Source organism: Emticicia sp. GW821-FHT11C11, assembly GCF_058808615.1.
The window spans coordinates 784,762-796,904 of record NZ_JBXARV010000002.1; the positions used below are offsets into that span (position 1 = coordinate 784,762).

A 12,143-nucleotide genomic window follows, 5' to 3' on the forward strand; every position below is an offset into this window, starting at 1 on the left:
AAATGTCTCTACAAATTAGGTTTGATACTCACTTTTAAAGCCTCGCCCGACTCCATCAACGTGAATGCTTCCGTAATTCTGTCCAATGGCAATAGGTGTGTTACAATCTTATCTGCCGGGAAATTCTTTTTCTGAACCAAAGCCGTAGCAGCCTGAAAATCACTCATTTTTTCGGAATAAGACCCGCTGATACGCAATTCTTTATAATGCAGATGATTGGTATTGAGCGTAGCAAAAGGATTGCTTTTTGGTAACCCACCAAAGTATTCTACCCGGCCCGCTTTTCCTGCTATTTCAAGGGCATCGGCCTGTGCCTGTGCCACGCTTACGGCAACAATCACTACGTCGTAGCCCAGTCCATCGGTCAGTTCAAGCGCTCTTTCCAAATGGCTGCCCTCTTTATCGGCTTTTATCACATGGTCGATATCAAAGGTAGTGGCTTTTTCCAACCGGGTTTGCATTACATCATACATATCTACCTGCTGTGCCCCCTGATAACGTGAAACCAATGCATGCATTACCCCGATTGGCCCGGCACCTATTATAGCCACTTTATCTTTCAGGCCCACTTCCAGCCGGCCACGCCCATGTGCATTAATCACACAACCTAAAGGCTCGGCAAGGCTCAGATGCTCCGCAGGCAGTTCTTCACTTACTTTAAATAATTGCTTACGACGCACCGCTTTGGCAGGTACTTTCATATAAGGGGCAAAAGCACCATCGAGGTGATAGGACATGGTTGTACGGCTCTGGCAAAGATTCTCTCTTCCGGCTTTGCAGTATCGGCATTCCCCGCACGACAAAACAATGTACATCAGCACCCTGTCGCCTACTTTTATATCGGTATCCGTATTTCTTGATTCCACCACCCTGCCGCAGAACTCATGTCCTAAAATACGCGGTGGTGTTATTTTCTTATCTCCATGCCGGTAAGTACGCAAATCTGTTCCGCATACATTGCAGGTTTCAATTTCAAGCAGTATTTCGCCCTCATCAAGAGTCGGCACAGCTACTTCTTCTATTGCTATTGCTTCTTTACCACGATAAACCGCTGCTTTCACTTTTATATACTTAAAAATTGAAGAATCATTTTTTTATCTAACTTGTCTAGACAAGTTGAGTGCAACAAAGTTAGTTTTCAAATCAGGTACAGACAAGATTTTGACCAATAAAATTTCAGAATACTGCCTTTCAATCATATCGTATTTTCAAAAATTACTTCCAAAAATAAGCTTACTCCGACAAAAATCTTATTTTTGATAAAAGTATTGTCTTTTTTCAATTAGTTTTGAAGAATATACCATAACAAACTCATAAAAACCTAAATATCTAAACACTCATGAGTAATTCGCTATTTCGCAGGAAAGATGTCAATAAGGCCGTTCAGGAATCAGAATCAGGTGATGAAAGCCACTCTTTAGCGAGAATTCTTGGTGTAAGAGACCTAACCGTATTGGGAATTGCCGCCATTGTTGGCGCGGGTATATTCAGTACCATCGGGCTGGCCAGTTTCAACGGTGGCCCTGCCGTATCACTCCTATTTGTATTTGTTGCTATTGCTTGTGTTTTCACGGCACTCAGCTATGCACAGTTTGCATCAATGGTACCCGTGAGTGGTAGCGCTTATACTTATGCTTATGTATCATTTGGTGAAGTGCTGGCCTGGATAATCGGCTGGGCGCTTATTCTTGAATATGCGGTATCTAACATGGTGGTGGCTATTTCATGGTCAAGCTATTTTGTATCCATGCTTGCAGGGTTCGGCATTCAGTTTCCCATGTGGCTGGCTATTGATTATACATCTGCCAAAGAAGCCTATGAGGCCGTACAGGCCGGAGGCCTTAATATAAGCGAAGGCCAAAAACTATTCGCCAGTGCGTTTCAGAATGCTCCGGATCTGGGATTCATCAAAATTATATTCAATCTGCCTGCCGGGCTTATTACCGTACTGATTACTTCACTTTGCTATATTGGTATTAAGGAATCGCGCAATGCCAGTAACATATTGGTTGCCCTAAAAATGGGGGTTATTTTATTAGTAATTCTGGCTGGTGCGTTTTACATAAAACCTGAAAACTGGTCACCTTTTGCACCTAACGGTGTTGAGGGGGTACTCAGCGGGGTTGCTTCTGTTTTCTTTGCTTTCATTGGATTTGACTCCATCTCTACTACTGCCGAAGAAGCCAAAAATCCACAGCGAGATTTACCCAGAGCCATGTTGTTGTGTCTGCTTATCTGTACAGTTTTATATATACTCATTACAACCGTGCTGACCGGAATGGTGAATTACACGGAATTAAACGTAGCTGACCCGCTCGCTTACGTGTTTTCAAAAGTAGGTTTCGATTTTGTGGCAGGAATTATTTCAGTAAGTGCCGTAATTGCCATTACCAGTGCTTTACTTGCTTATCAAATCGGTCAGCCACGTATCTGGATGGCCATGAGCCGTGATGGTTTACTGGGTAAAAAATTCGGTGAGATTCACCCTAAATTCAAAACGCCGGGTTTTTCTACTATTATCACCGGTATTTTAGTGGCCGTGCCATCTCTTTTCTTCAAAATGAGCTTCTTTGTAGACCTCACCAGTGTGGGCACTTTCTTTGCTTTTATTCTGGTTTGTGCCGGTGTTTTGTATCTGGATACCAAAGGACTCAGCAAAGATGCCAAATTCAGGATTCCTTATGTCAATGCCAAATATCTCACCGCACTGCTGATGCTGGTAGCCTTGTATCTGACCTATTCGGAGGGTGACGTGCTGAAGCATATGGAAGAAAGACCCCTCTTGTTTGTATTCTGGTTGGTCTGGATAACTATGGCGGTTTTAAGCTTCAAACATAATTTATCTCTGCTGCCTGTGCTGGGTATCTTAACGAACCTGTATCTGATGACAGAACTGGGCTGGTCTAACTGGCGTATGTTCATTATCTGGATGATTCTAGGGCTGGTAATTTACTTTGCTTACGGCTACCAGAACAGTAAACTGGCCAAGCAGTAAGCCATGAAAAAGATTGATAAACTTGCCTGGATACGGATCGAAAACCGTAAGATTTTAAGTACCAGAAGCCGGGGCAAGGATACTTTTTATTTTCCGGGTGGTAAAAGAGAAACCGGTGAAAATGACGAAGCGGCACTGTGGAGGGAAATAAAAGAAGAGTTAACAGTTGATTTACTGCCGGAATCTATCCAATTCTTCGGAAGATTTGAAGCACAGGCACACGGGCATGCGGAAGGAATACAGGTAATGATGACCTGTTATGAGGCTGACTATATAGGTTCATTACAACCTGATGCCGAAATTGAAGAAATAGCCTGGCTTACCTATGCAGATAAAGAGAAAAGCTCAGCCGTTGACAAACTCATATTTGACTACCTGAAAGAACACAATTTGGTTGATTAACCATCATTCTATCTATAAACCTTAACAAAACACAATTGGCAAATTTTAAGAAAGAAATCCGCTTATACGATGCTGTGATGCTCGTATCGGGGTCTATGATTGGCTCCGGAATTTTCATTGTAAGTGCCGATGTGGCACGCCAGGTTGGTTCTTCAGGCTGGTTACTGGCCTCATGGCTGCTGGCAGGTGTACTCACTATGGTTGGCGCTTTGTGCTACGGCGAGCTAACGGCCATGTTCCCTCACGCAGGTGGGCAATATGTATTTTTGCAAAAAGCTTATGGTAAACTAACGGGGTTTCTTTACGGGTGGTCGTTTTTTGCCGTTATACAGACCGGTACCATTGCCGCAGTAGCAGTTGCTTTTGCCAAGTACTCAGGTGTGTTGTTTCCTGATTTCATCAGTGATAAACATGAAATTTTTGCCTTGGGCGATACTTCATTTAAATTAACTTCCCAACGTTTACTGGCCATTGTAAGCATCATTATTCTAACTTATGCCAATACCAGAGGGGTGAAAGAAGGTAAGATTATTCAGAATGTATTCAGTACTACCAAGTTGGGGGCCATAGCCCTGCTGATTATTCTGGGTTTTATTCTGGGTGCTAATGCCGACGTGATTTCGTTGAACTTCTCCAATATATTTGATGCCACAAGCTCTGCGAAGGTAGGTGATGAGTGGGTTACCACTGCCATTGGCGGTTTTGCCATTATTCTGGCGATAGGTGTAACCCAGGTAGGTACTTTATTTTCGAGCGATGCCTGGAACGGCCTTACCTTTGCCGGCGATGAAGTGGTAGAACCTAAGAAAACGATTCCGAGAGGGTTGGCCATCGGTACTATGGTGGTAACGGTACTCTATCTGCTTATGAATGTAGCCTATTTGTGTATTCTACCGCTTAAAGGAGACCCTAACGGTACCGATGTTTTCAGCAGAGGTATACAGTTTGCCAGTGAAGATCGTGTAGCTGCAGCTGCAGCTAATCTAATAGGCGGACAAGGTTTTTCTATTGTAGTGGCCTTGTTGATTATGGTTTCTACTTTCGGGTGTAATAACGGGCTTATCCTTTCGGGTGCGCGGGTATATTATACCATGGCCAAAGATGGTTTGTTCTTCAAAAATTTCGGTAAATTATCTGACAGAGGAGTACCTCAGAATGCCCTTTGGTGGCAGTGTTTCTGGGCAAGCTTCTTATGCCTGACCGGTAAATACGGTGACCTGCTTGATTACCTGATGGGTGTGGTTATTTTATTTTATGCCTTTACTATCTATGGCATATTTATTCTGCGTCGTAAAATGCCGGATGCAGAGCGCCCTATCAAAGCGCCCGGTTTCCCGATAATTCCTATGTTGTATGTAATTATCGCTTCGGTTATTGTTCTGATATTGATCAAAGAAAAACCGCAGTTTACATATCCGGGGCTCGGCATTGTTGCCATTGGTGTACCGGTGTATTTGTGGTTTAACAGGAAAGGGTAAATCAGTTAAATTATATTAAAAGAAGAAGCCGTCTCATCATTAGATTTGAGACGGCTTCTTCTTTTATGTCTGGTATATTACTTATGCGTAAACATTTAATGCCGCAACTACTTCGCGCACACCAGCCATCCTCATGTTCGACAGGTGCGTACTTACGTTTTCCGCAAATCCCGGTAGCTTGGTCAAATCATTACCCCAAAGTGCTGTATTAGCTAACACTTTGTCTACTACCTGCTCTACTGTATGATTCTGCCATACTTTATAGAAATACTCAGCCGAATCACATTGAATCAGGTATAATTCATTGTCTTTTTGGCCGTAATATTTACCGTTTTCTTCTTTTACTGCTTTCATGAACAACAGATAAGCGGCAAACCCACGGGTGAAATACTGCGGCACGGTGTTGAACTCTTTGTAGTAATTGAGCAACAGCGGGATATTCCGCATACGCATCTTCATGGTATACTGCAGGGTAATGCTAATCCATTGGTGTTCCAGATAGGGGTTTCTGAACCGGTCTAACACCTCTCTTCCATAACGCTGCGAAACTTTCGGCTCTATCTTATACGGAATAGCCGGAACAATTTCGGTGGTCATCAGATTCGTAATATATTTCTCTGTCAATTCGTCTGCCAGAGCTTCTTTAACGGTTTCAAAGCCTGATAAATAGGCTATTCCGCACATCAGGGTGTGGGTACCATTCAGCATGCGGAGTTTCAGTTCCCGATACTGCTCTATGTTTTTTTCTATTTTCACGCCCGGGTCGGCTTCATGGAAAGATAAAACTTCTTTCACTTTCTCACCTCCTTCTATGGCCCATAAGCGATACACCTCGGCAATAGTCAGCAGGTCATCTTCATATCCCAGTTTCTCGTATAATTGTGTTAGTTTTTCTCCCTTGGGTTTGCCCGGCACAATTCTGTCGACAAGCGAATTACAGAAATGATTCTCTTTATTAAGCCAATCTATAAAGTTGTCAGGCAATTGATTAAATGCGCAGAGTTGAAGAGTAATTTCTTTTAGTTTATCTCCATTGCCTACTATCAGTTCGGTTGGTATAATTACTGTTCCTGGTAGTCCTGCCTGAAACCGCTGATATAACCAAGCTGTCAGTTTTGCTGGGAACGAAGCCGGTGGCGTCTGAGTAATGCTTTCTTCAACATATTGCAAACCGACTTCGGTCGTATTCGATATAACGATTTCAATAGCAGGGTTGTTGGCTGTTGCCAGAATATCGGCCCACTGGCTTTGTGCTGATAGCACCCGGCTGATAGCTGAAGAAACAATATTTTCTTCTTTCGGCATACCCTTATCAATACCTCTTACACAGATAGTATATAGATTATCCTGTTCGGCAAAAGTATCGGCTCCACCAGAATCGGTCGATTTAACAACAACGATTCTGCCATTGAAAATCCCTTCTTTATTAGCTTTGTCAATAAAATAATCACACAAACCGCGAAGTAAAACACCTGTACCAAATTGTAAGACTTTTTCGGGAAGCTGAGTTAAAGAAGGTTCAGAAAGTAACGATTTATCAAGTTTCATTAAGGTTAACGTAAAATAGATTGAGTAGAACAAAAATAGAGAATACAGGTTCTTATATCAACTAATATTCCATTTAATTCTAATACTTTTTTGCGACCATCCATATTTTCATCAGGTGTTCGGGCGTGGTCAGTGTATTATATTATCCATTTATCAAGTTCATATTTGGCATAAAACATTAAAACCAATACTTTCGTAAGTAAATAAACCGTATCAAACAATAATGGAACAGATTTTTACAACCGCAGCATTGACAAGTATTATTACCCTTACAATTTTAGAAATTGTATTGGGAGTGGATAACATCATATTCGTTTCTATCATTTCGTCGAAACTTCCTAAAACTGAGCAAAAGAAGGCACGACGCATCGGGCTTATCATGGCCATGGCCATACGTATCGGCTTACTTTTTGTATTAGGGTGGATCCTCGGTTTAGAAAAAGAATTATTCAATCTCCAGGATATCGGTCTACCACTTGAAATCGGTTTCAGCGGTAAAGACATCATTCTGTTGCTGGGTGGGTTGTTTTTATTATACAAATCAACTTCTGAAATCCATCACAAACTGGAGGGTCATGAAGAAAACGTGTCCGGCAAGAAAACCGCATCCAAACTTTCGAGAGCCATTCTTGACATCGCGGTTATCAATCTCGTTTTCTCTATTGATTCTATTATTACTGCCATCGGTATGACCAGCGACATAACAGTAATGGCTATTTCAGTAATATTATCAACCATTGCCATGCTTCTATTTGCGGGCAGTGTAGGCGAATTTGTTGAGAAACACCCAACAGTTAAAATGCTGGCACTGGCGTTTCTGGTAATGATAGGTACTTTATTAGTTGCAGAAGCATTTAAAGTACATGTACCTAAAGGCTATATCTATTTTGCCATGGCGTTCTCATTCTTAGTCGAAATATTGAACATCAAAATGCGCAAAAGCGACAAACCTGTCGATTTACGCAAAGAGATAAAATAAACTGATTCTTTTTCAGGGGAATAGATTACACTTATATTTGTGTTATCATTCCCCTGAACAAGTACCGATGCGCAGTCTGAAAAAACTACTATCCCAACTTTATACTGGCTGGTGTATTTTCTGGTTTTTATTAATTTTCCTGCTGCTATACCCGGTTGTCTACATTAGTTTGCAAAAAGAAAAGTGGAAAATCGTAGCCCATCATTGCAACCGTATCTGGGGACATATCTTTTTTTTCATAGCAGGTATGCCTGTAAAAATCATTTATGAGGCGGAAATCGACACGAAAAAGAACTACGTATTTTGTGCCAATCACTTCAGCTACCTCGACATAGCCCTTATGGGTACAGTTATTAAGAACTATTTTGCATTTGTAGGCAAAAGCTCGGTAAAAAGTATTCCCTTGTTTGGCTATATGTTTGCCAAACTGCATATACAGGTCGACAGAAGCGATAAAGGCAGCCGTACTAAAGCGCTTGCCCGCTCGCTGAAAGCCTTGAAATCCGGTAGAAGTATCATGATTTTCCCAGAAGGTGGTATTCATTCAACCAATTTTCCACAAATGATTCACCCTTTTAAGGATGGGGCTTTTTCTATGGCTATCGAACAACAGGTACCTGTTGTACCTATTTCTCTGGTTGATAATTATAAAGTGATGCCCGAAATACTGATGCGCCCACACCGGATACGAGTCATATTTCACAAGCCGGTAGAAACCACAGGCTTGACGAAAAAAGACGTAGACATACTGAAAAAACAGGTTTATGAGGTTATTCAGAGTACTTTAGATAAATATAAGGACTAATCGCGAATCATTTTAAGGATTAACCGTACATTTGCAGCACCGATAATGATCAGATTTTATAGCCGGATATTCTTGTTTAAATACGATAGTGGCAGAGTATGAAAATAGAACAGCAAACTGTAAAGAAAATAGCGCACCTGGCGCGATTAGAGTTGACCGAGCAGGAAGAAGTGAAAATGGTAGAAGATTTATCTAAAATTCTTAACTGGATGGATCAACTCAAAGAACTGGATACTACAGAGGTAGCACCTTTGACCCACATGAGCGAAGAGGTAAATGTGTTCAGAGAAGATGTTGCAAAAAACCAGTTATCCCGCGAGAAGGGTCTGAAAAACGCACCTAAACAAGATGGTGAATACTTTCTGGTGCCGAAAGTAATTGAACAATAATCAATAAGTCTGATACCGTGCCGCTTTTCCGAAGCAAAGCAGACTTACACTTAGCATATAATGATAGATATCAGTGCTATCAACAACTACATTCGTAATAAGATTCTTGTTAAAAGTCCCTACAATTAGTGCCACTACGGCCATAATCAACCATATTGCTGCAGTTCGTTCTCCTTTAATTAATCCTAATAGACCGATAAGAAATACCGCAGGCACCGCCACGGTCAGTATAGTGCTGAGTAATTGATGGTTATTTGTCAGTTTCACCCATCCAAAAATTACAAGTCCAAGCGCCAATACTGCATATGCCGCAAAGGCGGGCATTGGTTTTCTTAATGCCAGATACAAACTGGCAAATACTAATCCGAATGCTCCGATACTCCCTGCCGAATGTTGAAAAAATTCAGAAACAGTAATGGCATAAGACCATACTCCCAGGAAACGCAGTGTTCCAAAAAGAGCAGCCAGAGTTACTGATAGAATAAAGGCTCCCCAGGTGAGACAAACGGATAGTTTAAGTTTGAGTAAATAGCGGAAGAAAACAAAAAAACCTGTCAGGGTAAGTACAGCATCTGAAATGGCATGCGAGAGTTCCATCAATCACAATCTGGTTTAGAAAATCATAAAAAAAGGAAGTACTCCTCAGAATACTTCCTGCATGAGGTATATCTCTACATCAGAAACACAAGCTTGCTGCGCCTAAAAGGCCGGCATCATTGCCCAATGTTGCTTTTTTGATGTTCAGGGTCTTTAAGTAATAAGGAGTAAGCCAATATTCCAGCTGCTTGTTAATAGCCGGCATAATGTAATCGAAAGATGCCGACAGCCCACCGCCTATCAATATTGTGGTGATGTCCAGAATTCTGATCATTGATACAAGTCCGCTGCCCAGCATTTCACCTACTTCATCAAATATTTTCTGTGCCAATTCATCGCCCTCTGCTGCTGCTGCTACCAGTCCGGTAGTAGAAATAGTGCCATCATCAGGAAGCTGTGTTTTACCTGAATAGCCTTTTCGCATCGCATTAGCCAGGTCTAGCAACTCATTTTTACCTATGTTTCTTTCTAATACTTTTCCGTTTTTTGATGGTATGTGTCCCGGCTCCATGGCATTACCGCCACCACCTTTAAACACCTGTTTATCTATAATAGCTGCTCCGCCAATACCTGTGCCGAGCGTAACCATGATGTAGTCTTCCGGAATATCTCCTTCACCAAAGTAATATTCACCTAAAGCGGCTGCATTGGCATCATTTTCAAGGAAAAAATCATGATTCGGGAAACGCTCTTTCAGGTCGGGTATAATGGTTATACCATTGATTTCGGGAATAGCCGTGATTTCAATAAGCGTAGATCTGTCTCTGGTTATCAGACCCGGGACGCCGATTCCGACTTTCTGAACACTTTTGTTTTCTGTTAACTGAATAGCTATGGCATCTCCCAAGCGGTCTATAAAACGTCCTGATTTGCGCCAACTGGCAGTATCGTGACTATAAAAATTCGAAAGTTTACCAGTTTCTGCTTCTACAATGCCCATTTTGACATTTGTACCGCCAATATCAATGCCCAAATATTCCGTTGCCATTTATTATAGTTTTGTTATTTTATTCGGTTTAAGTATCTTAAAAAGTAATTTTTCAAAAGGTTTTTCATATTTCCCTCAAAATTAAAAATAAATCTCAATGAAGATAATTTGTAGCAAGGAAATATTCCAATTTAAAGTTAATTCTCTACAAATTTCTCTTCTACAGACACTTCAAGCTCCATTTCAAACAATTCGGCCAGATGCCCTTTCAGTTTTTCTGCCACTTCATCTATTTCAATCAGCCGGCCCAATTCCAGGGCCAAAGAGGTTACGGCTTTGTCATCAATTCCACAGGGAACTATGTTGCTGAAATAGCCCAGATCGGTATTTACATTCAGGGCAAAGCCATGCATGGTTACCCATCGGCTCGATTTCACCCCCATGGCGCATACTTTCCGGGGGTTCTTCTGTTCTTTATAATCCAGCCATACGCCCGTCAGTCCGTCAATTCTTCCTGCGTCCAAGCCATATTCTGCCAGTGTGCGTATAATTGCCTCTTCCAACAACCGCATGTACTTGTGTATGTCAGTAAAGAAGTTTTCCAGGTCCAGAATAGGATACCCAACTAACTGACCCGGGCCATGATACGTAATGTCGCCCCCCCGGTTGATTTTATAGAATTTTGCCTCTCTGGCCGAAAGACTTTGTTCATCCAGTAAAAGGTTTTCCATTTTACCACTTTTACCCAAAGTATATACGTGTGGATGCTGACAGAAAAGCAGATAATTATGGGTTGCTATTTGTTGTTCCGGTGCAAGATTTCTGTTTTTTACTTTAAGATCTATGATTTCGGCAAAAAGTTTTTCCTGAAAATCCCAGCCATTCTGGTAGTCAATCAGCCCTAAATTAACAAACCTTACTTTTTTATTAAGAATATTATTCATCAGTTTTGTAACTTTGTAATATGAATACGGGTGCAAATGTAACGATTCGGAAAGGCACCATTGCCGAATGTGTAGCGATTTCTAAGCAAATTCCTGAATTTTTGACTGGGAATTATGACGAAAAAGCCTACGCAGAACGCTTATTTAACACCAAATATCTGATTTTAGTTGCGCTCGACCAAGAAACCCCCGTTGGGTTTAAGGTGGGGTATCAGCGGGATACTGACGGCAGTTTTTATACCTGGCTGGGTGGAGTTTTACCGGCTTACAGAAAACTACACATTGCCCAAAGACTGGCAGGCAAACAGGAAGAATGGGCTGTAAGCGAGGGATTTAACGCCATTGTGCTAAAAACGCGCAACCGCTTTAAAGCCATGCTGGTATTTGCCCTGAAAAACGGCTTCTGCATTGAAAAAGTGGAACCAAAAGAAAATATTGAAGATTATAGAATTATTCTTCGAAAGAAATTAATCACTTACCATATAAACTGATACAATGATTTATCCTATAGTAGCCTACGGAGATCCTGTTTTGAGAAAAGAAGCGCGTGATATTGTGCCTGGCGAAATTGATGTAAAAAAACTGGCTGAAGACATGTTCGAAACCATGTATGCGGCCTCAGGCGTAGGGTTGGCAGCTCCTCAAATCGGGCTCGACCTCCGTATTTTTATAGTAGACGGCACGCCTATTAACGAAAGTGCTGAAACGGAAGAGGATATTGACGAGTCGCTGATTGATTTCAAAAAAGTATTTATTAATGCCGAAATTATTGAAGAAGATGGCGACGAATGGGCCTACGAAGAGGGCTGTCTGAGTATCCCGGGTATCCGTGCCGATGTATACCGCCCTGAGTTTGTAACCATCAAGTATTTTGATACCGACTGGGTAGAACATACTGAAACCTACGAAAGTATGGCTGCCAGAATTATTCAACATGAATATGACCACATTGACGGTATTCTGTTTACCGATCTGATTACACCTCTGAAAAAACAAATGCTGAAGAAAAAACTGGCAAATATTACCAAAGGTGATGTAGATGTAGAATACCGAATGAAATTCCCTAAGTAATCGCTAA

General features: G+C 41.5%; 13 protein-coding genes. 8 read left to right on the top strand and 5 right to left on the bottom strand.

Going from position 1 to position 12,143, the window contains the following annotated elements:
• Positions 1 to 8 precede the first annotated feature (8 nt).
• Positions 9 to 1,061, bottom strand: coding sequence for an alcohol dehydrogenase catalytic domain-containing protein (locus AC1RRY_RS13280; RefSeq protein WP_492820025.1), 1,053 nt, complete (start codon positions 1,059 to 1,061; stop codon positions 9 to 11).
• A 278-nt stretch (positions 1,062 to 1,339) separates the two neighbouring features.
• Here AC1RRY_RS13280 and AC1RRY_RS13285 point away from each other — a divergent pair, with 278 nt between their 5' ends.
• The 3 genes from AC1RRY_RS13285 to AC1RRY_RS13295 are packed head-to-tail and all read left to right on the top strand — an operon-like array spanning position 1,340 to position 4,875.
• Entirely contained in the window at positions 1,340 to 2,995 is a 1,656-nt protein-coding gene (locus AC1RRY_RS13285) for an amino acid permease (protein WP_492820023.1), read from the top strand.
• A gap of 3 nt (positions 2,996 to 2,998) precedes the next feature.
• Complete coding sequence (locus tag AC1RRY_RS13290) at positions 2,999 to 3,397, top strand: NUDIX hydrolase (protein ID WP_492820021.1); 399 nt, start codon at positions 2,999 to 3,001, stop codon at positions 3,395 to 3,397.
• A 35-nt stretch (positions 3,398 to 3,432) separates the two neighbouring features.
• Complete coding sequence (locus AC1RRY_RS13295) at positions 3,433 to 4,875, top strand: APC family permease (protein ID WP_492820019.1); 1,443 nt, start codon at positions 3,433 to 3,435, stop codon at positions 4,873 to 4,875.
• 81 nt (positions 4,876 to 4,956) lie between these two features.
• On the opposite strand, the gene AC1RRY_RS13300 is transcribed toward AC1RRY_RS13295, so the two are convergent.
• Positions 4,957 to 6,423: a tagaturonate reductase gene (locus AC1RRY_RS13300; RefSeq protein WP_492820017.1), complete on the bottom strand. Its 1,467-nt coding sequence runs from the start codon at positions 6,421 to 6,423 to the stop codon at positions 4,957 to 4,959.
• 223 nt (positions 6,424 to 6,646) lie between these two features.
• Here AC1RRY_RS13300 and AC1RRY_RS13305 point away from each other — a divergent pair, with 223 nt between their 5' ends.
• From AC1RRY_RS13305 to gatC, 3 genes are all read left to right on the top strand, one after another.
• Positions 6,647 to 7,402 (top strand): TerC family protein, encoded by a 756-nt coding sequence (locus tag AC1RRY_RS13305; RefSeq protein WP_492820015.1) that lies wholly within the window; start codon positions 6,647 to 6,649, stop codon positions 7,400 to 7,402.
• A gap of 67 nt (positions 7,403 to 7,469) precedes the next feature.
• Positions 7,470 to 8,207, top strand: a complete 738-nt coding sequence (locus tag AC1RRY_RS13310; protein WP_492820013.1) for a lysophospholipid acyltransferase family protein — start codon at positions 7,470 to 7,472, stop codon at positions 8,205 to 8,207.
• Positions 8,208 to 8,305: 98 nt separating this feature from the next.
• A complete protein-coding gene (gene gatC, locus AC1RRY_RS13315) occupies positions 8,306 to 8,596 on the top strand; it encodes an Asp-tRNA(Asn)/Glu-tRNA(Gln) amidotransferase subunit GatC (RefSeq protein ID WP_492820011.1) in 291 nt (96 codons plus the stop codon).
• Here gatC and AC1RRY_RS13320 read toward each other — a convergent pair whose 3' ends face one another.
• The 3 genes from AC1RRY_RS13320 to lipB all read right to left on the bottom strand — a co-directional run bounded on the left by AC1RRY_RS13320 (position 8,597) and on the right by lipB (position 11,065).
• Positions 8,597 to 9,193: a DUF6962 family protein gene (locus AC1RRY_RS13320; RefSeq protein WP_492820009.1), complete on the bottom strand. Its 597-nt coding sequence runs from the start codon at positions 9,191 to 9,193 to the stop codon at positions 8,597 to 8,599.
• A gap of 79 nt (positions 9,194 to 9,272) precedes the next feature.
• Positions 9,273 to 10,181, bottom strand: a complete 909-nt coding sequence (locus AC1RRY_RS13325) for an ROK family protein (RefSeq protein ID WP_492820008.1) — start codon at positions 10,179 to 10,181, stop codon at positions 9,273 to 9,275.
• A 137-nt stretch (positions 10,182 to 10,318) separates the two neighbouring features.
• Positions 10,319 to 11,065 carry a lipoyl(octanoyl) transferase LipB gene (lipB, locus tag AC1RRY_RS13330; protein ID WP_492820006.1) on the bottom strand — a complete coding sequence of 249 codons (747 nt, stop codon included), beginning with the start codon at positions 11,063 to 11,065 and terminating at the stop codon, positions 10,319 to 10,321.
• Between the two features lie 20 nt (positions 11,066 to 11,085).
• Between lipB and AC1RRY_RS13335 the strand changes: the two genes are divergently transcribed.
• The gene (locus AC1RRY_RS13335) at positions 11,086 to 11,556 is read left to right on the top strand and encodes a GNAT family N-acetyltransferase (protein WP_492820004.1); all 471 of its coding nucleotides are present in this window, start codon (positions 11,086 to 11,088) and stop codon (positions 11,554 to 11,556) included.
• A gap of 4 nt (positions 11,557 to 11,560) precedes the next feature.
• Positions 11,561 to 12,136 carry a peptide deformylase gene (gene def / locus AC1RRY_RS13340; protein ID WP_492820002.1) on the top strand — a complete coding sequence of 192 codons (576 nt, stop codon included), beginning with the start codon at positions 11,561 to 11,563 and terminating at the stop codon, positions 12,134 to 12,136.
• The last annotated feature ends 7 nt before the right edge of the window (positions 12,137 to 12,143 follow it).